This is a genomic window from Rhodoferax sp. (assembly GCF_030653815.1).
Lineage (GTDB): Bacteria > Pseudomonadota > Gammaproteobacteria > Burkholderiales > Burkholderiaceae_C > Rhodoferax.
The window spans coordinates 1-21,832 of the sequence record NZ_JAURYQ010000010.1; the positions used below are offsets into that span (position 1 = coordinate 1).

Below are 21,832 nucleotides of genomic sequence, written 5' to 3' on the forward strand. Positions count from 1 at the left end.
CGGCCTGTGCTGGATCAACAGCTGGTTCCTGCGCGACCTGCGCACGCCCTTTGGCGGCTCCAAGCAGTCGGGCATCGGGCGCGAAGGTGGTGTGCACTCGCTGGAGTTCTACACCGAGCTGCGCAACGTGATGATCAAGTATTGAGCCCCAGGCCAAAAAACCAACCCATGAGAACCTTAATGGACAAAACCAAAATCCAACAGTACGGCGACGAGCTGTACCAAGCCCTGATCAACCGCATTCCGGTTGATCCCCTGACCGACCGCGAGCCCGGCATCACGATTGAAGACGCCTACCAGATCCAGCTGCGCATGATCCAGCGCCGCCTCGATGCCGGTGAAACCATCGTCGGCAAAAAGATTGGCGTCACCAGCAAAGTGGTGATGAACATGCTCAAGGTCAACCAGCCCGACTTTGGGCAGATGACCTCGGGCATGGTCTTCAACGAAGGCGAAGCCATTCGCATCGACACCATGATCGCGCCCAAGGCCGAGGCCGAAGTGGCCTTTATTTTGAAGAACGACCTGATGGGTCCGGGCGTGACCGCCGCCGACGTGCTGCGCGCCACCGACTACGTGACGCCGTGTTTCGAAATTGTCGACTCGCGCATTCGTGACTGGAAGATCAAGATCCAGGATACCGTGGCCGACAACGCGTCCTGCGGCGTGCTGACCCTGGGTGGCGTGCGCAAGAGCCCGCGTCACCTTGACCTGGCGCTGGCCGGCATGGTGCTGGACATGAACGGCGAAATCATCAGCACCTCCACTGGTGCCGCGGTGCAAGGCTCGCCGGTCAATGCCGTGGTCTGGCTGGCCAACACATTGGGCCGCCTGGGCATTGGCCTCAAAGCCGGCGAAATCATTCTGTCGGGATCGCAATCACCGCTGATCCCGGTCAAGGCTGGCGACAACCTCAACTGCAGCGTCGGCGGACTCGGCAGCACCTCGGTCCGATTCATTTAAGCGCGAAGAAAGAACATCATGAAATTAGAAAAAGCCACCATCCTCAAGCTCGCCGAATACCTCGAGAACGCCGAGCTGCAAGCCCATGACGTCACCATGATCACCGGCGACCACCCGGACATGGACTGGGACGATGCCTACAGCATCCAGGAAGAAATCCGCCGCCGCAAGGAAGCCCGCGGCAACAAGACCGTGGGCCTGAAAGCCGGCCTGACCTCGTTTGCCAAGATGAAGCAAATGGGCGTGTCGGTGCCCGTGTTCGGTTTCATCAGCGACTACATGTCGGTGCTCGATGGCGGCGAAGTCAAGACCGCCGAGCTGATTCACCCCAAGGTCGAGGCTGAGATTTGCATCGTCACCAAGGCGCCCCTGCGTGGCCCGGGCTGCAACATTGCTGCTGTGATGGCCGCCACCGACTTTGTGGTGCCGGCCGTTGAGATCATCGACTCGCGTTACCGCGACTTCAAGTTCGACCTCAAGAGCGTGATCGCCGACAACACCTCGTCCTCGCGTTTTGTCATTGGCGGGCGCATGCGCAACCTCGAAGAACTCGACCTGCGCACGCTGGGTGTGGTGCTCGAAGTCAACGGTGAAATCGTCTCGATGGCCACGGGCGCGGCCGTTTTGGGCAACCCGTTGGCCGCTGTGGCCATGCTGGCCAACCACCTGGGTGAGCGCGGCCAGGAGATCCCGGCCGGCACCTTCATCATGACCGGCGGTGTGACCGAAGCCATTTTGGTCAAGGCCGGTGACAACGTGCTGGCCCGCTTCCAGGACCTCGGTTCGGTGTCCATGCGTTTCGTCTAACACCTGTCACGGCCGTCGGCCCGCAAGACCAGAGGCCTGAAAAGGCCAGGGTCTTGCCGCCGGTGTGCCGCAAAACCACCCACCCGCCTTCATTACCCGGAAACTTCACATGTCATCAAAACAGGAAATCGTCAACACGTTCACGCAGGAGACCGGAGAAATCCACCTCGGCGGCATCGACGCGCTGGTGCGGCTCACGGTCGACCAGGTGCGCACCGATGCACGTCGCGGCCTCAAGACCGGCATGTTCGTTTCCGGCTACCGGGGCTCACCGGTGGGCATGCTCGATGCGGCACTGATCAAACAGCAAAAACTGCTGCTGAGCAACAACATCCACTTCGTTGACGGCCTCAACGAAGACCTCGCTGCCACGGCCGTGTGGGGCACGCAGATGCTGCACACCGTGGGCAAGCAAAAATTCGATGGTGTCACCGGCATGTGGTACGGCAAGGCGCCTGGCGTGGACCGTAGCGGCGACGCGCTCAAACACGCCAACTACACAGGTATCGGCAAGAACGGTGCCGTCCTGGCTATTGCTGGTGATGACCCCAGCTGCAAGAGCTCGTCGCTGTGCAGCCAGTCCGAGCCCATGCTCTACCACGTCGGCATGCCCTCGCTGTATCCAGCCAACGTCCAGGAAATTCTCGACTACGGCCTGCACGGCTACCAGATGTCGCGCCTGGCTGGTGTCTGGGTTGGCATGAAGATCGTCACCAACATTGCCGATGGCACCGGTACCGCCCAAGTCGACCCGTCGCGACTGAACTTCATCACGCCGGACCTGGAATTTGACGGCAAGCTGTTCACGCCCAACATGAACCTGGGCATGAATGTGCGCGCCGCAGCACTGGAGATGGAGCAGTCGCTCTATACCCGCCGCCTGGAAGTCATCAAACGTTATGTGCGCGACAACAAGCTCAACAACGTCGTGCTCGAGAACCGCGACGCCTGGCTGGGCATCATCACGGCCGGTAAGAGCTACAACGACCTGCGTCAGGCCTTCTTCGAACTGGGCATGGACGACGAGGCCCTGCGCCGCCACGGCATCCGTATCCTCAAGATGGGCATGCTCTGGCCCATGGAGCCCAGCGTGGTGCGCGACTTCGCCCAAGGCCTGGAAGAAATCCTGGTGGTCGAGGAAAAGCGTCCCTTCCTGGAAATGTTCGCCAAGAACTGTCTCTATGGCATGGCCAATGCGCCGCGCATTGTGGGCAAGTTCGACGAGGAAGAGAAAGAACTGCTGCCGCATTACGGCGAGTTCGAGGCTGACGTGATTGGTCGCGCGGTGGTCAAGCGCCTCTCGCGCAAGACGCGTGTCGAGTCCGCGGAGGACTGGATCAAGCGCGTCGACGAAATCCACTCACGCGCCAAGCTCGATACCTCCACCCGCACCGCCTGGTACTGCTCGGGCTGCCCGCACAACAGCTCCACGGTGGCGCCCGAAGGCAGCATCGTCTCGGCCGGCATTGGCTGCCACACCATGGCCATGTGGATGGACCGCAACGTCGTCATGGGCACCCACATGGGCGCCGAGGGTGCGCAGTGGATCGGCATGGCGCCGTTCACCGACACCAAGCACATCTTCCAGAACATGGGTGATGGCACTTACGCCCACTCGGGCAGCCTGGCGATTCGCTACTGCGCCAGCACCAACACCAACATCACCTTCAAGTTGCTGCGCAACGCCCACACCTCCATGACCGGCGGTCAGGCCATTCAGGGCGAGGAGCCGCTGGCCCAATTGGTGTCCGACCTGCTGGCCAACGGCGTCAAGAAGGTGATTGTCACCAGCGACCGCCCCGAGCTGATCAGTGGTCTGCCGGGTGGCACCGAAGTCTGGCACCGCGACCGTCTGGACGAAGCCCAGCGCGTGCTGGCCGCCGTACCCGGCACCACCGTGCTGGTTCACGATCAGGAATGCGCCGCCGAATTGCGCCGTGCACGCAGCCGTGGCAAGGCCGAGGAACCCGCCGAGGTGACGGTCATCAACGAGCGCGTCTGTGAAGGCTGTGGCGATTGTGGTGTCAAGTCCAACTGCATGAGCGTGGAGCCGGTGCAAACCGAATTCGGCCGCAAGACCCGTATTCACCAGACTTCCTGCAACAAGGATTTCAGCTGCGTCAAGGGCTTCTGCCCCTCGTTCCTGACCATCACCCCCAACCCGGCCCCGGCCGCCGATGGCAAGAAAAAGAAGAAGGGTCGCATCCCGGCACTCGATCGCGCCTTGCCTGCGCCAGTCAACAAGATCGACGACCGCGTTGGCTTCAACATCCACGTCATGGGCATTGGCGGCACCGGCTCGGTCACGGTGGTGGCCACGCTGGCCAACGCTGCGCGTCTGGAAGGCAAGCATGTGGTGGGTCTGGACCAGACCGGCCTGGCCCAAAAGGGCGGCGCGGTGATTTCCGACATCAAGGTCACCCACGAGGTCTATCCGGGCAACAACAAAGTCTCCGACGGCCGCACCGATCTGTACCTGGGCTTTGACATCCTGAACGCGACCGACCCCAAGAACCTGGACAAATGTCTGCCCGATCGCACCATCGCGGTGGTCTCCACCACGAAGACGCCGACCGGCTTGATGGTCAAGGACCGCAAGACCGTGTTCCCGATCGTGCCCAACCTCACGTCTGGCATCGACAAGGTGACCCGTGCCGCCGACAACGTCTATCTGGACGGTCAGGCACTGGCCGAAGGGCTGTTTGGTGACGCCATGGCCACCAACAATTTCATGGTCGGTGTGGCCTACCAGGCGGGCACTATCCCGCTCAAGGCCGAGTCGATCGAGGCGGCCATCAAGGCCTCGGGCGTTGGTGTCGAGCAAAGCCTGGCGGCGTTCCGCTGGGGCCGCATGGCGGTGCTCGATCTCTCCTTCGTGCAAGGCGAGATCGCCAAGTGCCAGCCCAAGCTCGAGAAGCCGCAACTCAAGCCTGCAGCGCGCGCCATCGTCGATGCCATCGGTGCCCAGGGCGAAGCCCGCCGTTTGCTGGAAGTGCGCGTGCCTGAACTGATCGCCTACCAGGACGCGGCCTATGCCAAACGTTACGCCGACGTGGTGAGCCGTGTGGTGGCCGTCGAGAAGAAAGTCGCCCCGGGTAAAACCGCGCTGAGCGAAGCCGCGGCACGTTATGTCTACAAGCTGATGGCTTTTAAGGACGAGTTCGAAGTGGCGCGCCTGCACAGCGACCCGGCTTTCCTGGCTCAGCTCGAAGCCCAGTTTCCGCACGGCTACAGCGTCAAGTACAACCTGGCACCGCCCATGTTGTCCAAGCGCGATCCGGCCACGGGCGAACTGCAGAAGAAGCAGTATGGCGCCTGGATGCTGTCGGCCTTCAAGATGCTGGCCAAGTTCAAGGGCCTGCGTGGCGGTGCGCTGGATATCTTCAGCAAGACCGAGGAGCGTCACATGGAGCGCAAGCTGATCGAAGACTACGTGGTCCTGCTCGATCAGATCGTCGCCGGCCTGAACACCATGAACTATGACGCCGCCGTGGCCCTGGCCAGTGTGCCCGATGAGATTCGTGGCTACGACGTGGTCAAGGCACGCAGCGTCGAGGCCGCCAAAGCACTGCAAGAACAACGCCTGCAGGCCTTCCGTAAACCCGCAGCGCCTAAGGTGGCTGCCCAAAGCCAGAACACGCTGGTTGAACAAAACTGAGCAGGTCTGATCATGAATGAACTCAACGGTTACGACATTGAAGACATCGCGGTGGGCATGAGCGCCACCTTTGCCAAGACCATTACCGAGGCAGACATTGTGTTGTTTGCCGCGGTGTCGGGCGACAACAACGCAGTGCACATCAACGAAGAATTTGCCCAGAGCACCGCGTTCAAGGGGCGCATTGCGCACGGCATGTTGAGCGCCAGCGTGATCTCGGCGGCCATTGCCGGGCGCCTGCCAGGGCCCGGAACCATTTACCTCGGGCAAAACCTGCGCTTCAAGGCGCCGGTGCGTCCGGGTGACACGGTTCAAGCCACCGTGACCGTGACCGAGACGATCGCGGACAAGCGCCGCGTCAAGCTCGAGACGGTGTGTACCGTGGGCGGCAAGGTGGTGATCGAGGGTGACGCCCTGGTCATGACCACGTCGCGCGCGCAGCGAGCGGGCTGATTCAGCCCGTGACCTGACAACGAAAGAATCCGTCGATCAAACGGATGGTGAGATAGAAAGATTTTTTTTCAGCCGGTTCAGCCCGGCATAACTTAGGAGACAGCCATCATGAACATTTCTCAAATTTCCCGCCGCGCCGTTATTGCCACGGCCGTCACGCTGGCCATGCCAGTGGCCATGGCACAGGCCCCGGCCAAACTCAAGGTCGGCTTCATGCTGCCCGCTACCGGCACCTTTGCCGCCTTGGGCACCGCCATTGAAAACGGCTTCCGACTGCACCTGGCTGAGCAGGGCGGCAAGCTCGGCGGCCGCGAGGTCGAGTTTTTCAAGGTCGACGACGAGTCTGATCCTTCCAAAGCCATTGACAACGTCAACAAGCTGATCAAGCGCGACAACGTCGATGTGCTGGTCGGCAGCGTGCACTCGGGTGTGGCCATGGCCATGGCCCGTGTTGCCAAGGGCTCGGGCACGCTGATGATCAACCCCAACGGCGGTGCCGACGCTGTGACCGGTGCCATGTGTGCGGTCAACATCTTCCGCACCAGCTTCAGCAACTGGCAACCCGGCTTCGCCATTGGCCAGGCCATGGCTGCCAAGGGCCACAAGACGGCCGCCACCATCACCTGGAAGTACGCGGCTGGCGATGAAATGGCCAAGGGCTTCAAGGAAGGTTTTGAGAAGGCCGGTGGCAAGATCACCAAAGAGCTGAACCTGCCGTTCCCGAACGTCGAGTTCCAGGCGCTGTTGACCGAAATTGCCTCGGCCAAGCCCGATGCCGTGTTCTCGTTCTTTGCCGGCGGTGGTGCCGTGAAGTTTGTCAAGGATTACGACGCTGCGGGCCTGAAGAAAAACATCCCGCTGTTTGGCACTGGTTTCCTGACCGATGGCACGCTCGAAGCCCAGGGAGCGTCTGCCGACGGTGTGTTGACCGCGCTGCATTACGCCGACGGCCTCAACACCCCGCGTGACAATGCTTTCCGTCTGGCGTATGCCAAGACCTACAAGATGCAGCCCGATGTGTATGCCGTGCAGGGTTATGACGCCGCCCAGATCCTTGGGATTGGTCTGGCCGCCGTCAAGGGTGATGCCAAGAACGCTGCTGGCTTTGCCGCCGCCGTGACCAAGGCCACCATCGACAGCCCGCGTGGCAAGTTCACCATGTCCAAGGCGCACAACCCGATTCAGGACATGTACCTGCGTCAGGTCTCCGGCAAGGAGAACAAGGTGGTGGGCATCGCCAGCAAGGCGCTGGAAGACCCGGCCCGCGGCTGCAAGATGTAATTTTGGCTTTTAGCTCCACACCAGTCCTTCCCCAACCGGGGAAGGGCGCCAAGCGGAAATCACTATGGACTTAACAACCTTTCTCATTCAGTGCCTGAATGCGGTGCAGTACGGCTTGTTGCTGTTTCTGGTCGCGTCTGGTTTGACGCTGATCTTCGGCATCATGGGCGTGATCAACCTCGCCCATGGCAGCTTTTACATGATCGGTGCTTACATGGCCTACGCCTTGTCGCCCATCGTGAGCGCCACCTTTGGCGGCGGTTTTTTTGCCGTGCTGGTGGTCGGCCTGGTGTTGGCGGTGCTGCTCGGCTACGTGTTGGAGTGGGCCTTTTACAGCTACCTCTACGACCGTGAGCACCTGCAACAGGTGCTGATGACCTACGGCCTGATTCTGGTGTTTGAGGAACTGCGCAGCTTGCTGGTGGGCGACGACGTGTACGGCGTGCAGGTGCCCGAAATACTGTCGGGCTCGCTGCAACTGGGCGAGTTGATGACTTACCCGGTGTACCGGTTGTTTGTCTCGGCGGTGTGCCTGGCGCTGGCCGTGGGCATGTTCTTTGTGTTCACCCGCACCCGGCTTGGCATGATGATTCGCGCCGGCGCCAGTAACCGCGAGATGGTGCAGTCGCTGGGCATTGACATCAAGTTTTTGTACCGCGTGGTGTTTGCCGCGGGTGTGGCAATTGCGGCGCTGGCCGGCATGGTGGCGGCCCCGGTGTCGTCGGTCTACCCCGGCATGGGCAACTCGGTCTTGATCATCTGCTTTGTGGTGGTGGTCATTGGTGGCATCGGGTCGATCAAGGGCGCGCTGGTGGCGGCCCTGATGATTGGCGTGGTCGACACCTTTGGCAAGGTCTTTTTGCCGCAGGCTTCCGGCGTGCTGGTGTACCTGCTGATGGCAGGCATCCTGCTGTGGAAACCTGATGGTCTTTTTAAAGCGGGCTAATGTGATGACTAATAACGAAACCTCCAAGTTCGCCTTTGTCGCGATCTTCTTTGCGGCCCTGGCAAGCTTTCCCTTGTTCAGCGGCAACTTCGGCCTCGATCTGGTGAGCAAGATCATGGTGTATGCCATTTTTGCGCTCAGCCTGGAACTGCTCGTGGGTGGCGCCGGACTGGTATGTTTTGGCCAGGCCGCGTTCTTCGGCATTGGCGCTTATGGAGCCGTGCTGCTGTCATCGGAATCCGAAGCTGCTTCGCTGCTCTGGCTGTTGCCGGCGGCGGTGCTGGCGGCCGGGCTGTATGCGCTGGTGGTGGGCGCCTTGTCGCTGCGCACCAAGGGCGTGTACTTCATCATGGTGACGCTGGCGTTTGCCCAGATGGCCTATTTTGTGGTGCACGACACGCCGCTGGGCGGCGGCTCTGACGGCATTTACCTCAACATCAAGCCGGTGTTGGGCAGCCTGATTGACCTGAACTCGCCGATGACGATGTACTTCTTCACGCTGGCTTGTCTGGTGTTGGTCTTCCTATTTTTGACCGTGCTGCTGCGTTCGCGCTTTGGCCGCGCCTTAGGCGGCATCCGGGTCAATGAGCAGCGCATGCGTGCCACCGGCTTCTCCACCTACCCCTACAAGCTGGCGGCCTTTACGCTTTCCGGCGCCATTGCCGGTCTGGCAGGCTTCCTGTTTGCGGTGAAAGACGGTTATGTCAACCCCGAGATGATGAGCTGGCACCTATCGGGCGCCGTGCTGGTGATGATCATTCTGGGCGGGCTGGGCCACTTGCGTGGCGCGTTGATCGGTGCTTTTGCCTTTGCCCTGCTGCAGGAGTTTTTCAAGTCCGAGGCCATCTTTGGCGACTTTGCCAAGCATTGGCATCTGGGCCTGGGCCTGGTCATCATTGCCGCCGTGGCCCTGTTGCCGAACGGCCTGGTTGATCTGCCGGCGCAATTGCGTGCCCGTCTGGCCGGTGGCCTGTCGGGTGATTCAGGATTGGGTGGCGCTGCCACCAAGAAGGGATAAGCCATGAAGCAAACAGAAATTTTGCTGCGCGGCATCAACATCACGCGCCGCTGGGGCGGTCTGGTGGCGGTCAACGATGTCTCTATCGAGTTGGCGCGCGGCACCGTGCACGCCGTCATTGGCACCAACGGGGCCGGCAAGTCCACCCTGATCAACATGCTCTCAGGCGAGTTTCCGCCTTCGAGCGGTTCGGTCGAGCTGATGGGGCAGGACGTGACGCAATGGCCGCAAGCGCGCCGTGCGCGTGCCGGCCTGGGTCGCAGCTACCAGCGCAATACCATTTACCCTACATTCACCGTGTTCGAGAACTGCCGGCTGGCCGCGCAAGCCGGGGCCCAAAAGCCCTGGCTGTGGTGGCAAGCGGCCAACAAGTGCCCGTTCAGCACGGCTGCAGCACGCGACGCCGCCAGCCGCGCAGGTCTGGAGACCATGCTCGACCGCCAGGCCGGCATGTTGTCGCATGGCCAGAAACGCCAGCTCGAGATTGCCATGTGCCTGGCCACCAAACCCCAGGTGCTGCTGCTCGACGAGCCGCTGGCCGGCATGGGCGCCGAGGAAACCGAGCGCATGCTCAAGCTGCTCGATGCGCTGCGCGCCGACCACGCCATTTTGCTGGTGGAACACGACATGGATGCGGTGTTCCGCATTGCCGACGTCATCACCGTGATGGTCAACGGTGTCAAGATCGCCTCGGGCGACGCTGACTTTATTCGCAACAGCCCGGAAGTGCGCACCGCTTACCTCGGGGAGGGACACTGACATGACAACCAACGACTTTCTGGTCGACGCCAAGGGCCTGCACGCCTGGTATGCCTCCAGCCATGTGCTGCACGGCATCGACCTCAAAATTGCACGCGGCCAGACCATGGGCCTGCTCGGGCGCAACGGCATGGGCAAAAGCACGCTGATCCGCACCCTGCTGGGCCATGTGACCCAGCGCGAGGGCAGCATCACGCTGTTTGGCGAAGATGCGTCCAAATTTAAGCCGCACCAGGTGGCGCGCCTCGGCGTGGCCTACGTGCCCGAAGGTCGGGGCGTGTTCCCCAACCTGACGGTGCGCGAGAACCTGCTGATGTCGGCGCGCCCCGGGCGCGACGGCCGCAATGACTGGACCTATGACCGTGTCATGAAAACCTTTCCGCGCCTGACCGAGCGTCTGACCAACCTGGGCAACCAGTTGTCGGGCGGCGAGCAGCAGATGCTGTCGATTGGCCGCGCGCTCATGACGCACCCCGAGCTGATCATTCTGGACGAGGCCACCGAAGGTCTGGCACCGCTGATCGTCAACGAGATCTGGAACGTGATTGCCGATATCCGCGACAGCGGCATCGCCACGCTGATCGTGGACCGGGATTACCGCCGCGTGCTGGCGCACAGTGACCAGGCCATCGTGCTGCAAAAAGGACTGGTGGAATTGTCCGGCCCGTCCGAGCAAGTGGCACTGGACCCCACCTTGCCCAAGCTGCTCGGCGTTTAACTCATCAAGGAATTTCACTATGACAATCGCCACCACGATCATCAGGGACGAACACCGGGCACTGGCTTCGGTGATCAAGGGTTTGCAGTTTCTGGTGCAGGAAATCCAAAACCGCGGCCAGACGCCCGATTTCCCGCTGCTGCAGTCCATCGTCTCCTACATCGAGCAGTTTCCCGACAAACTGCACCACCCCAAGGAAGACCAGTACCTGTTTCCGGCCCTGCGGCTGCGCCATCCGGCGTCAGCCGCTGAGCTTGACATTCTGGAAGAGGAGCATGAACGCGGCACGCCGTTGACCGCACGGGTCGCCAACACCTTGCGTGCCTACCAGGCCGACCCGAGCGGCTTTGATGCATTCGCCAGTGCGGTCGATGACTACGCCAATTTCCATTGGGAACACATGAGCCGGGAAGAAGACGTGATCCTGCCGCTGGCCGAAAAGTACCTCACCGCTGAGGACTGGTTGGGCATCAATGCCGCCTTCAAATCCAACAGCGATCCGCTGGTGGGCATCAACGCCCAGCGCGAGTTTCGGGAGCTTTTCCGCCGCCTGGTCAATCTGATCCCGGCGCCGCACGGGCTGGGCGCCGAGCGCCGTTAAGTCCGGAAATTGTTGCGCACAGGCCGCTTTACCATTACTCCGGCAGAGCGGCCTTTTTTGCGTTTGCGGGGAGGGCGCGCGGCCCTCAATGCTTTTCAGCGCAGCTTGAGGCCGCGCCGTACCACCACAGGTTTGCCGCCCAGTCGTTTCTTGGTCATCCAGTGCGCCAGCGCCGAGTCCAGATGATCCGCATGGCTGGGAAACCAGTCGGCCAGTTGTGCCACCAAGTCACGGCAAATGGCCACATCACCATGCGCCAGCAGCCCCTGCACCTCTTGCACCGACGCCAGCACGGCGGCATGTTCGTCAATATGGCAATCCCGAGGCGGAAATTCGGTCTCGACCATCCAGGTGTTTTCCATCTCGAAATGGGCTGTGCAATGCGCTGCAAACTGGTCCAGCAGGGCGGGCAGCGCGGCGTCGTCGGCGCCTTGCAGACGGCCGAGCAAGTCGACAAACTCTTCGTGCACGGTGTCAATCGGGCCGTAGCCGAGCAGGAATTCGTCGCCCCATTTCATCGGTTCGGATGCGTTGATTTCGGTAATCGCCATGGTCAGTGTCGTGATGAAGAATAAAAAGATGCCAGACGGAATGATCAGTCAAGGAGTGTTACAGACCCTGTAGTATCGGTCAAAGAATTGATTGGCAGGACGCCATCATCACAGCATTGACATGCTGATCAACTGCCGAACTTGCCCAATTTGAGCATCAATCATGGTCAGGAATGACGGGTATTGAGACTTCGGTTCGCCCAATGACTGCAAACGAGCAACTGGCCCCGCCGACGGCTTGTGGTCGGGAAGAGCCAGTCGCCGTCCGAAAGTCTATGACCGGTTACTTCCAGTAGCCGAAGTCGGCGTTGTCGAACCACTTGCATTTGGGCGTTGCGAGTTTGGCCAATTCGGCGACCTCTGCATCGGCGGGCGGCTGATTGAGGTAATGCTTCAGCATGCGTTCAATGTCCACATCCGCCAGTTCGCAGTTTTTCTTGCCGAGGTTGCGCCGCATCGGCAGGAACCACTGCGAGGCGTCGATCAGCTGCACCTTCCCGCGTCGGTGTTCCGCCTTACGGTTAGCCAGCACCCAGATGTAGGTGGCGATGCCGGTGTTGTATAGGATGTTGAGGGGCAGGGCGATGATGGCTTCGAGCCAGTCGTTCTTTAGCACCCAGCGGCGAACATTGCTTTCGCCTTGGCCCGCGTCGCCAGAGAATAAGGCCGAGCCGTTATGCACCAGCGCGATACGGCTGTCCAAGGGCGTCTTGTGTTTCATCTTCTACAGCTTGTTCACGAGGAACATCAACTGGCCATCACTCGACCGGGTGATGAGCTTGAACTCCGGGTCACCACCGTGGCTGAACTGAACGGCTACGATATAGAAGACATCCAGGTCGGCATGAGCGCCAGCTTTGCCAAGACCATCACCGAGGCCGACATCGTGTTGTTTGCCGCGGTGTCAGGCGACAACAACGCGGTGCACATCAACGAGGAATTTGCCCAGAGCACGGCCTTCAAAGGTCGTATTGCCCACGGCATGTTGAGTGCCAGCGTGATCTCGGCAGCCATTGCCGGGCGCCTGCCGGGGGCTGGAACCATTTACCTCGGGCAAAATCTGCGCTTCAAGGCGCCGGTGCGTCCGGGGGACACGGTGCACGCCACGGTGACCGTGACCGAGCTGATCGCGGACAAGCGCCGCGTCAAGCTCGAGACGGTGTGTACCGTGGCTGGCAAGGTGGTGATCGAGGGTGACGCCCTGGTCATGGCCACCTCGCGCGCGCAGCGGGCGGGTTGAATACTGCTCCAGGCGTTGTTGGGCCGGAATGGTATCGGTCAACCGTTGTTGTTAAGTGACAGGCGTTGATTGCCGCCTATTATTTGAATTTACTGCCTACATGGTTGCCTACATGTTTAAACCAAGAAAAAAGCCCGCTAATGTTTGTATAGCGGGCTTTCTAATGGCTATGAGCCTTGTAAGTGGCTCCTCGACCTGGGCTCGAACCAGGGACCTACGGATTAACAGTCCGGCGCTCTACCAACTGAGCTATCGAGGAACAAGCCCCAGATTATAGGGGAGTTTTTTGGCTGTTTTGACTGGCGTCGGCAAAATTTGCGTGCCTTGTTTTCGACCTGATCGGTAGCGCCCAAGCGCGTGATAGGTCAAACCGGTGCACTCGGTCATAATTTGACGAACATCACCAGCAGCGCCCGCCATGCCTCACACCCTTCAGCAACTTTTTGATCTCACCGGTAAAACGGCTCTGATCACGGGCGGTTCGTGCGGGCTGGGGTTGCAAATGGCCCACGCTTTGGGTGAGGCGGGTGCGCGCATCATGCTGTGCGCACGCAATGCCGATGCGCTCGAAGAGGCTTGTGCCGACCTGCAGGACGCCGGCATTGACGCACGCTGGGTGGCAGCGGATGTCGCGGAAGAGGCCGACCTGCAAAAGCTGGTGTCCGAGACCTTGCAGCGCATGGGCGACATCGACATTCTGGTCAACGCAGCCGGCGCCATCCAGCATGAGCCGACGCAGCAAGATCAGCCGGTGGCGGCCTGGGAAATGGCGATGAGCGTGAACGTGCGCAGCTACTTTTTGCTGAGTCAATGGGTGGGCAAGCACAGCATGATCGGGCGTGGCGGGCGCATCATCAATCTGCTTTCGATGTCCGGCTTGGATGGCAACTCTTCCGGCATGGGCACGCTGGCCTACAACACCAGCAAAGGCGCGGTGATCAACTTCACCCGTACGCTGGCTTGCGAGTGGCGTCAACACGGCATCAACGTCAACGCTATTTTTTCGGGCGATGACAACGATCTGAAAGGTGTCACCCTGCTGTTCGCCAGCGCGGCGGGCAAGCACATCACCGGCCAATGCGTGACGGTGGACGGTGGTGTCGGCGCCCTCACTGGAGTTTGAAAATGGAATTTGGTGTGTCGATTCCCTTTGTGGAGCATCTTGGTTTTGAACTCACGGTGTTTGCCGACGGGCGTTCCGAAATCGTTTATGACCCGCTTCCTGAGCATCTGAACTCTTTTGCGGTGACGCACGGCGGCGCGCTCATGACGCTGCTGGATGTGACCATGGCGGTGGCCGCGCGCAGCGTGCAAAAGGACATGGGCGCCGTCACCATCGAGATGAAAACCAGCTTCATGCAGCCCGCGCGTGGTCTGCTCACGGCGCGTGGGCACCTGATGCACCGCACGGCCACCATGGCATTCACCGAAGGCACGGTGTTCGACGCCCAAGGCAAAGCCTGCGCGCATGCCACCGGCACGTTTAAATACGTGCGTCGCCTGGCCACCGGCCCCAAGAGCGTGCATGCGCTGCAGACCATCTCCACCGATTGATTTTTTACCTGGACACACCATGCCAGAGCTGATCCTGCACCATTACCCGATGTCGCCGTTCTCGGAAAAAGTCCGTGCGGTGCTGGGCTTCAAGAAACTGGCCTGGCAGTCGGTGCTGATCCCCACCGTGATGCCCAAACCTGATTTGCTGGCGCTCACCGGGGGTTACCGCAAGACGCCGGTGCTGCAAATAGGCGCTGACATTTACTGTGACACTGCGCTGATTTGTGATGTGCTGGAGCACATCCAGCCGTCGCCCACGTTGTACCCGGCAGGGCAAAAAGGCCTGGCGCGCACGCTGGCGCAGTGGGCCGACAGCACGCTGTTTTGGGCCGCCATGGGTTACAACCTGCAAAAACCGGGTATGGCCGAGCTCTTTGCCGGCCTGCCGATCGATGCGGTCAAGGCTTTTGCGGCAGACCGCTCAGCCATGGCGCAGGGCTTGAACCGGCCACGACCACTGGATGCCATGGGTGCCTACAAGTCCTATTTGCGCCGCATGGCGGACATGCTCGATGGTCAGGATTTCCTGCTGGGTGAGGCGCCTTGTATTGCCGATTTTGCCGCTTACCATCCGCTGTGGTTCACCCGCACCCAGGTGCCTGGCATGGCAGGCATCTTGCAGGCGACCCCGGAGGTGCTGGGCTGGCTGGACCGCATGGCTGCGCTGGGTCATGGTCAGATGAGCCGCATGACAGCGGCAGAAGCCATTGCAGTTTGTGCAGATGCACCCGCCGCGACGGGGGTCACGGATGACTATTTCCAGGACGACCATGGCATTGCTTTGGGCAGCCTGGTGAGCGTCAGCGCCGAGAGTTTTGGCGCCGAGCCCACCGTAGGTGAGCTTGTGGCCGCCACCCGCACCCGCTACACCCTGCGTCGGCGCGATGCCCGTGCAGGTGTGGTGCAGGTGCACTTTCCGCGTGTGGGTTATGCGCTTAAACAGGAGCTGGCAACATGACATTCAAACTCTGGTCAGTGGGCTCATCCAGGTCGCATGAGGCGCATGAAACACCGCCTCCGGTGTGGCGCCTGATGTCGTTTGAGGATTTGCGCGTGGGTGAGTTGTACGAGGCCTTGCGCCTGCGCAGCGAGGTTTTTGTGGTCGAGCAGCAGTGCGTTTTTCAGGACATTGACGGGGCAGACCGCGAGGCTATGCATTTGCTGGGCGTGCAGGGGGGCGAATTGACCGCCTATGCGCGCTGCTTTGAAGCAGGCGCCAAGTTTCCCGAGGCCAGCATTGGCCGGGTGGCGGTCCGCAAGAGCGCACGTGGTACGGGGCTTGGCCATTTGCTGATGGCGCAGGCGGTGGCCGCCATCAGCCAGGTGTGGGGCCCGCAGGCCATCCGCATCGGCGCCCAGACGCAACTGCAGGCGTTTTATGTCAAACATGGGTTCAAGGACGTCGGTACCTACTACCTGGAAGACGGCATTCCGCATCTTGAAATGCTGCGCGAGGCGTGACGTCTGACACCCTGTGGCACACTCGCAGCCTTGTATTTTTTTGAGCCAGCCGGGTGCTGGCTTTTTATTGACCCATGCAAAAAATCATCGCGCAAATCGCGCAAGAAATCAGGGTGCAGACCCATCAGGTGGTGGCTGCCGTGGAATTGCTCGATGGCGGCGCCACCGTGCCTTTTATTGCCCGCTACCGCAAGGAAGCCACCGGCGGCCTTGACGACATTCAGCTGCGTGAACTGGAAGCGCGCCTGGCTTACCTGCGCGAGCTGCGTGACCGCCTGCAAACGGTCATCAAGGCGATTGACGAACAGGGCAAGCTGACGCCTGCGCTGCTGGCCACGCTGCACGCTGCAAGCACCAAACAGGAACTCGAAGACCTGTACCTGCCGTTCAAGCTCAAACGCCGCACCAAGGGCCAACTGGCCCGTGAAGCCGGGCTGGAGCCGCTGGCCGATGCCTTGTTTGCCAACCCGGCCCTGGTGCCGGCGGACGAAGCACTGGCCTATGTGATTCCGATGCGCCCGGTGGTCGAAGGCGAAGACAAACAGCCCGATTTTTCAACTGTGTCCGCGGTGCTGGACGGTGTGCGCGACCTGTTGAGCGAACGCTGGGCCGAGACCCCGCCGCTGGTGCAGGACCTGCGCGAGTGGCTCTGGGCTGAGGGCCTGCTGCAAAGCAAACTGATGGCCGGCAAGGACGAAAACCATGCCGATGTGGCCAAGTTCCGCGACTACTTTGACTATGACGAGCCCATCAGCCGCGTGCCCTCGCACCGGGCGCTGGCGGTGTTTCGCGGGCGCAGCCTCGACATCCTGGAGGCCAAACTCGTACTGCCAGAGCCCGAGCCAGCCACGACCGCTGCGGCGCCCAAAACCCGGGTAGCGCCTGCCGTGTCGCTGGCCGAGGGGCGCATTGCCCTCAAACTGGGCTGGAGCCACCAGGCGCGCCCGGCGGACGATCTGATCCGCAAATGCGTGGCCTGGACCTGGCGCGTCAAGCTGAGCCTGTCGACCGAGCGCGACCTGTTTGCCCGCCTGCGCGAGGAAGCCGAGCGCGTGGCCATCAAGGTCTTTGCCGACAACCTGCGCGACCTGTTGCTGGCCGCGCCCGCCGGGCCGCGCGTGGTGCTGGGCCTGGACCCTGGCATTCGCACCGGGGTCAAGGTGGCGGTGGTCGATGCCACCGGCAAGCTGGTCGACACCAGCACCGTGTACCCGCATGAGCCGCGCAAGGATTGGGACGGCTCACTGCACATTCTGGCCAAGCTCTGCGAAAAACACGGTGTCAACCTGATCGCCATCGGCAATGGCACCGCCAGCCGCGAGACCGACAGATTAGCCGCCGACCTGATCAAACTGATGGCCAAGTCCTCCGAGCGGTTGATGGAAAAAGTGGTGGTCAGTGAAGCCGGGGCCTCGGTTTATTCCGCCAGCGAATTTGCCTCGCAGGAAATGCCCGATGTCGATGTCAGCCTGCGTGGCGCCGCCAGCATTGCCCGACGCCTGCAGGACCCGCTGGCCGAGTTGGTCAAGATCGACCCCAAGAGCATCGGTGTCGGTCAGTACCAGCATGACGTCAACCAGAGCGACCTCGCCAAGACGCTCGACGCGGTGGTGGAGGACTGCGTCAATTCGGTCGGTGTCGACCTCAACATGGCCAGCGTGCCGCTGCTCAGCCGGGTTTCGGGCCTGAGTGCCAGCGTGGCCAAGGCGGTGGTGCGTTGGCGTGAGGCCCACGGTGCTTTTGCCAGCCGCCAGGATCTGCTCAAGGTCACTGGCCTGGGTGCCAAGACTTTCGAGCAAAGCGCCGGCTTCCTGCGCATTCGTGGCGGGGCCAACCCGCTCGACATGACTGGCGTGCACCCCGAAACCTACCCGGTGGTGGAGCAGATCATCGCCACAACAGGCAAGCCCGTGGCCGAGCTGATGGGTCGCGCCGACATGCTCAAGACCCTGCGCCCCGAGCTCTTTGCCAATGAACAATTTGGTGTCATCACGGTGAAAGACATTCTGGGCGAGCTGGAAAAGCCCGGCCGTGACCCGCGCCCGGACTTCAAGGTGGCGCGCTTCAACGACGGTGTGGAAGACATCCGCGACCTGAAAGAAGGCATGGTGCTGGAGGGCACGGTGAGCAATGTGGCCGCCTTTGGTGCCTTCATTGACCTGGGTGTGCACCAGGACGGGCTGGTGCATGTGAGCCAGCTTAGCCACAAGTTTGTCACCGATGCCCGCGAGGTCGTCAAGACCGGCGACATTGTCAAGGTGCAGGTGGTCGAGGTGGACGTGGCGCGCAAGCGCATTGCGCTGACCATGAAGCTCGGCGCCGCTCCGGCACGCAGCGGCGGTGTCGGCGACAACCGTTTTCAGGGCGCCAGGCCGCAGCAGCGCGCGCATGCGCCACAATCCACCGCTATGTCTTCTGCATTTGCCAAACTCAAAAATCTGGGGTCTTAGCCGTCATGCAACTGGCTGACCTGCTGGACCATCCACAGCCGCTGCCCAGCAGCCCGCGGTTGCTGGCCTTGTTGTTGACCGAACTCAAGCAGTTGCAGCCCGACTTGCGCCGCATTGACCAGTTCATCAAGGCTGATCCGGTGCTGAGTTTGCGCGTGCTGCAGGCGGCCAATGTGCCCGCTTTTTCGCTTTCTGGCCAGGTGAGCAGCGTCTCCGAGGCCCTGGCGCTATTGCATCTGGATCAGGTGCAGGACATGGTCAACCAGATCATTGGGCAGGTCTCATTCAAAGTGGGCGCTGGCTTGCCTTTGGCGCAGTTCTGGGCTTACAGCCAGGACTGCGCGCGGGTGGCGCGCGCCCTGGCGGGTTTGTTGCAGTACAAGCAGCAGGCAGCTTATGTGGCCGGGCTGATCCACGCGCTGGGTGAACTGACCATGCGCGCGGCTTCACCGCAGTTGGCTGAACTCGACGAAAGCTGTCCGGCACTCGACCTCAGACGCGCCATGACCGAGCGCGAGGCCTTTGGTTTTTGCTACCTGGATGTGAGTGCGGCGCTGGCCGGGCAGGCGCAATTGCCCCAAATGGTGTGTGACGCGCTGGCCTATGCCGACGCCCCGTTTGACAACGAGGCTTGCGAGCCGCTGGCGGGGGTCTTGCACCTGGCCCAGTGGCGCGCCCGTGCCAAGCAGCTGGGCTTGCAGAAGAACGCCTTGACGGTCACTTTTCCGTCCATGGTGGCTGAAATGCTGGGGCTCGATATCGACATGGTGTTGCAGCAAGACCCCATCGACTGGTCGCGTCCGGCGAGCAGACGCATGCCCCTGGTCGTCCAAACCTGATCGCCTGAGATGCGGGCACACGACACCAGTGCCAGCCCGCATTTGCCTGCCTCTGGCAACCGATTTGTTACGTCCCAAGGCCTGATTCCCGCACTGCTGGGCTTGTTGCTGGGCAATGCCTTGCAGCTGCAGCAGGCGGTGTTGTTGCCAACGGACGATTATCTGTTGGGGCTGCTGCTCGGCGGCTTGCTGCTCACGGTGAGCCTGTGGCTGCGCTGGCCAGCCTGGCGCTGGGGACTGATCGGGGTGGCGTTTGCCGTGCTGGCTTTTTCCAGCACGGGCTGGCGCGCCCAGCTGTTTGGCAGCCAGGCGCTCAAGCCCGCACTGGAAGGACGTGACATTGCCGTGACCGGGGTGGTGGCGGCCATGCCGCAGAACTTCGATGGTGGGGTGCGCTTTCGCCTCGACCTGGAACGTGCCAGCCTGGACGGCCAGGCGTTGCGCTTGCCCCCGAGCTTGGAGCTGGGCTGGTATGCCGGCGTCTATGCCCGCGGTGAAGGCTTCGGCGAATCGATGGGTGAATTGCAGCGCCCGCCGGCCTCGCTGCAGGCCGGCGAGCGCTGGCATATGACGGTGCGCCTGAAGGCCCCGCATGGCGGCGTCAATCCGCATGGTTTTGATTACGAGTTGTGGCAGTGGGAGCAGGGTGTGCAGGCCACGGGTTATGTGCGTTCCGGCCCGCGTGACCCGGTTCCCCTGTTGTTGGCTCAGAGCTGGCAGCACCCGGTGCAATGGGCGCGTGGTCAGGTGCGGGACCAGATATTTCTGCGTCTCGCCGATTCGGACGCCGCCGGGCTGATTGCGGCACTGGTGGTGGGCGACCAGGCGGCCATTGAGCGCAGTGACTGGGATGTGTTCAGGGCGACCGGGGTGGCCCATCTGATGAGTATTTCAGGCTTGCACATCACCATGTTCGCCTGGGCCGCAGCGCTGGCGCTGGACTGGTTGTGGCGCCGCTCTGCCTGGCTCTGCCTGCGCTTGCCGGCACCCACAGCCGCCTTGGTCGGTGGTATGGCGCTGGCCACCGCTTATGCTTTGTTCAGTGGTTGGGGCGTGCCCGCGCAGCGCACCGTGCTCATGCTGGCCACGGTGGGTGCCCTGCGCCTGCTGGGCGTGCGCTGGCCCTGGCCACAGGTCTGGCTGCTGGCCTGCGCGGTGGTGGTGGCGGTGGACCCGTGGGCGCTGCTGCAGGCGGGCTTCTGGCTGAGCTTCGTGGCGGTAGGGGTGCTGTTTGCGACCGACGCCGGGCTTGGCGGCGCCAGCCGGGCGGGCTTGCGGGCCAGGGTGCTGGTTGTGATGCGCGAGCAATGGGTGATCACGCTGGCGCTGACCCCGTTGAGTCTGCTGCTGTTTGGCCAGGTCTCGCTGGTGGGGCTGCTGGCCAATGCGCTGGCCATCCCGTGGGTGACGCTGGTGGTGACGCCGCTGGCCATGCTGGGGGTGCTGATCCATCCGCTGTGGGACGTGGCCGCCGGAGCCATTGGGCTGATGGCGCAGTGGCTGCGCGGCCTGGCGCAATGGCCCTGGGCCAGCCTGAGTCTGGCGCAGGCGCCGTGGTGGGCGGGTGTGGCGGGTGTTTTGGGCGGCTTGTTGCTGGCGCTGCGACTGCCTTGGTCACTGCGGCTCAGTGGTGTGCCGCTGCTGCTGCCCGTGCTGTTCTGGCAGGCGCCAACCATTCCGATGGGTGAATTTTCCCTGCTGGCCGCCGATGTCGGCCAGGGTAACGCCGTGCTGGTGCGCACGGCACGACACGCCTTGCTTTATGACGCAGGTCCCATGTACAGCCGGGAAAGTGACGCCGGACACCGGGTGCTGGTGCCCTTGCTGCGTGCGCTCGGGGTGCGGCTCGACACCCTGGTGCTGAGCCACCGTGACAGCGACCATACCGGGGGTGCCGTCGCGCTCCTGAAAATGCAGCCGCAGGCAAGCTTGCTGAGTTCGATTGAGTCCGGGCACGCGCTGCAGGCGCTGCGGCCCGTGACGCGCTGCCTGGCGGGTCAGCGCTGGCAGTGGGACGGTGTGGACTTCGAGGTGCTGCACCCGCAGGCCAGTGACTACGCCGACGTGCGCAAACCCAATGCCCTGAGTTGCACGCTGCGCGTCTCCAATGGGTCCCAAACCCTGCTGCTGGCGGGTGACATCGAGCAAGCGCAAGAGGCCCAGTTGGTCGCGCGGCTGCAGGCAGGGCCAGACCAGTTGTCTGGGGGTTTGCGCGCCGACGTGCTGCTGGTGCCACACCATGGCAGCAAAACCTCCAGCAGCGACGCTTTTCTGCAGGCCGTGCAACCGCGCTTTGCAATAGCGCAGACAGGCTACAGAAATCGCTTTGGTCACCCGGCAAGCGCTGTTTTGGTGCGTTACGATGGATATCACATCAAGTTGATCGACACGCCCCGTTGTGGTGCAGCCAGTTGGTTTTCCTGGGAACCGGATGACGTGCAATGTGCGCGCGAAACGCAAAAACGCTATTGGCACCATGAGGTGCCTTGACGTGCTTGTCACCGCGCTGGCCCGAAGTTTGCTAAGTAAC

The 21,832-nt window shown here is 61.9% G+C and carries 21 protein-coding genes and 1 tRNA gene; 19 read left to right on the plus strand and 3 right to left on the minus strand.

The window, feature by feature from the left end; genetic code table 11:
- The 11 genes from Q7U49_RS03475 to Q7U49_RS03525 form a co-directional block, all read left to right on the plus strand.
- The coding region (locus Q7U49_RS03475; protein ID WP_304762393.1) for an aldehyde dehydrogenase family protein at nucleotides 1-145 on the plus strand (145 nt) is incomplete at its 5' end.
- 35 nt (nucleotides 146-180) lie between these two features.
- A complete protein-coding gene (gene dmpE / locus Q7U49_RS03480; RefSeq protein WP_304762365.1) occupies nucleotides 181-963 on the plus strand; it encodes a 2-oxopent-4-enoate hydratase in 783 nt (260 codons plus the stop codon).
- Nucleotides 964-981: 18 nt separating this feature from the next.
- Complete coding sequence (dmpH, locus tag Q7U49_RS03485; protein ID WP_304762366.1) at nucleotides 982-1,770, plus strand: 2-oxo-3-hexenedioate decarboxylase; 789 nt, start codon at nucleotides 982-984, stop codon at nucleotides 1,768-1,770.
- Between the two features lie 109 nt (nucleotides 1,771-1,879).
- Nucleotides 1,880-5,428: an indolepyruvate ferredoxin oxidoreductase family protein gene (locus tag Q7U49_RS03490; protein WP_304762367.1), complete on the plus strand. Its 3,549-nt coding sequence runs from the start codon at nucleotides 1,880-1,882 to the stop codon at nucleotides 5,426-5,428.
- Between the two features lie 12 nt (nucleotides 5,429-5,440).
- Nucleotides 5,441-5,881: a MaoC family dehydratase gene (locus Q7U49_RS03495; RefSeq protein ID WP_304762368.1), complete on the plus strand. Its 441-nt coding sequence runs from the start codon at nucleotides 5,441-5,443 to the stop codon at nucleotides 5,879-5,881.
- A gap of 108 nt (nucleotides 5,882-5,989) precedes the next feature.
- Nucleotides 5,990-7,162: an ABC transporter substrate-binding protein gene (locus Q7U49_RS03500; RefSeq protein WP_304762369.1), complete on the plus strand. Its 1,173-nt coding sequence runs from the start codon at nucleotides 5,990-5,992 to the stop codon at nucleotides 7,160-7,162.
- A 64-nt stretch (nucleotides 7,163-7,226) separates the two neighbouring features.
- Entirely contained in the window at nucleotides 7,227-8,108 is an 882-nt protein-coding gene (locus Q7U49_RS03505; RefSeq protein WP_304762370.1) for a branched-chain amino acid ABC transporter permease, read from the plus strand.
- Between the two features lie 4 nt (nucleotides 8,109-8,112).
- Entirely contained in the window at nucleotides 8,113-9,126 is a 1,014-nt protein-coding gene (locus Q7U49_RS03510) for a branched-chain amino acid ABC transporter permease (protein WP_304762371.1), read from the plus strand.
- A 3-nt stretch (nucleotides 9,127-9,129) separates the two neighbouring features.
- Entirely contained in the window at nucleotides 9,130-9,885 is a 756-nt protein-coding gene (locus Q7U49_RS03515; RefSeq protein WP_304762372.1) for an ABC transporter ATP-binding protein, read from the plus strand.
- Nucleotide 9,886: 1 nt separating this feature from the next.
- Nucleotides 9,887-10,603 (plus strand): ABC transporter ATP-binding protein, encoded by a 717-nt coding sequence (locus tag Q7U49_RS03520; RefSeq protein WP_304762373.1) that lies wholly within the window; start codon nucleotides 9,887-9,889, stop codon nucleotides 10,601-10,603.
- A gap of 19 nt (nucleotides 10,604-10,622) precedes the next feature.
- Complete coding sequence (locus Q7U49_RS03525; RefSeq protein WP_304762374.1) at nucleotides 10,623-11,204, plus strand: hemerythrin domain-containing protein; 582 nt, start codon at nucleotides 10,623-10,625, stop codon at nucleotides 11,202-11,204.
- 95 nt (nucleotides 11,205-11,299) lie between these two features.
- Here the strand turns inward: Q7U49_RS03525 and Q7U49_RS03530 are convergent, their stop codons facing one another.
- Together Q7U49_RS03530 and Q7U49_RS03535 are read right to left on the minus strand one after the other, a co-directional pair.
- The gene (locus Q7U49_RS03530; protein WP_304762375.1) at nucleotides 11,300-11,755 is read right to left on the minus strand and encodes a bacteriohemerythrin; all 456 of its coding nucleotides are present in this window, start codon (nucleotides 11,753-11,755) and stop codon (nucleotides 11,300-11,302) included.
- Between the two features lie 283 nt (nucleotides 11,756-12,038).
- Entirely contained in the window at nucleotides 12,039-12,458 is a 420-nt protein-coding gene (locus Q7U49_RS03535; RefSeq protein WP_304762376.1) for a class I SAM-dependent DNA methyltransferase, read from the minus strand.
- A 96-nt stretch (nucleotides 12,459-12,554) separates the two neighbouring features.
- On the opposite strand from Q7U49_RS03535, the gene Q7U49_RS03540 reads away from it, so the two are divergent.
- Nucleotides 12,555-12,995 (plus strand): MaoC family dehydratase, encoded by a 441-nt coding sequence (locus Q7U49_RS03540; RefSeq protein ID WP_304762394.1) that lies wholly within the window; start codon nucleotides 12,555-12,557, stop codon nucleotides 12,993-12,995.
- Nucleotides 12,996-13,178: 183 nt separating this feature from the next.
- Here Q7U49_RS03540 and Q7U49_RS03545 read toward each other — a convergent pair.
- Nucleotides 13,179-13,254: transfer RNA gene (locus Q7U49_RS03545), tRNA-Asn, on the minus strand.
- A 159-nt stretch (nucleotides 13,255-13,413) separates the two neighbouring features.
- Here Q7U49_RS03545 and Q7U49_RS03550 point away from each other — a divergent pair.
- From Q7U49_RS03550 to Q7U49_RS03580, 7 genes are all read left to right on the plus strand, one after another.
- Entirely contained in the window at nucleotides 13,414-14,118 is a 705-nt protein-coding gene (locus Q7U49_RS03550) for an SDR family NAD(P)-dependent oxidoreductase (protein WP_304762377.1), read from the plus strand.
- Nucleotides 14,119-14,120: 2 nt separating this feature from the next.
- The gene (locus Q7U49_RS03555) at nucleotides 14,121-14,549 is read left to right on the plus strand and encodes a PaaI family thioesterase (protein ID WP_304762378.1); all 429 of its coding nucleotides are present in this window, start codon (nucleotides 14,121-14,123) and stop codon (nucleotides 14,547-14,549) included.
- A gap of 19 nt (nucleotides 14,550-14,568) precedes the next feature.
- Complete coding sequence (locus Q7U49_RS03560; RefSeq protein ID WP_304762379.1) at nucleotides 14,569-15,510, plus strand: glutathione S-transferase family protein; 942 nt, start codon at nucleotides 14,569-14,571, stop codon at nucleotides 15,508-15,510.
- Complete coding sequence (locus Q7U49_RS03565; protein ID WP_304762380.1) at nucleotides 15,507-16,013, plus strand: GNAT family N-acetyltransferase; 507 nt, start codon at nucleotides 15,507-15,509, stop codon at nucleotides 16,011-16,013. The genes Q7U49_RS03560 and Q7U49_RS03565 overlap by 4 nt, the downstream gene beginning before the upstream one ends.
- Before the next feature lie 74 nt (nucleotides 16,014-16,087).
- Nucleotides 16,088-18,463, plus strand: coding sequence for a Tex family protein (locus Q7U49_RS03570; protein WP_304762381.1), 2,376 nt, complete (start codon nucleotides 16,088-16,090; stop codon nucleotides 18,461-18,463).
- Nucleotides 18,464-18,468: 5 nt separating this feature from the next.
- Nucleotides 18,469-19,302, plus strand: coding sequence for an HDOD domain-containing protein (locus Q7U49_RS03575; RefSeq protein WP_304762382.1), 834 nt, complete (start codon nucleotides 18,469-18,471; stop codon nucleotides 19,300-19,302).
- Between the two features lie 9 nt (nucleotides 19,303-19,311).
- Nucleotides 19,312-21,792 carry a DNA internalization-related competence protein ComEC/Rec2 gene (locus tag Q7U49_RS03580; protein ID WP_304762383.1) on the plus strand — a complete coding sequence of 827 codons (2,481 nt, stop codon included), beginning with the start codon at nucleotides 19,312-19,314 and terminating at the stop codon, nucleotides 21,790-21,792.
- Nucleotides 21,793-21,832 lie beyond the last annotated feature (40 nt).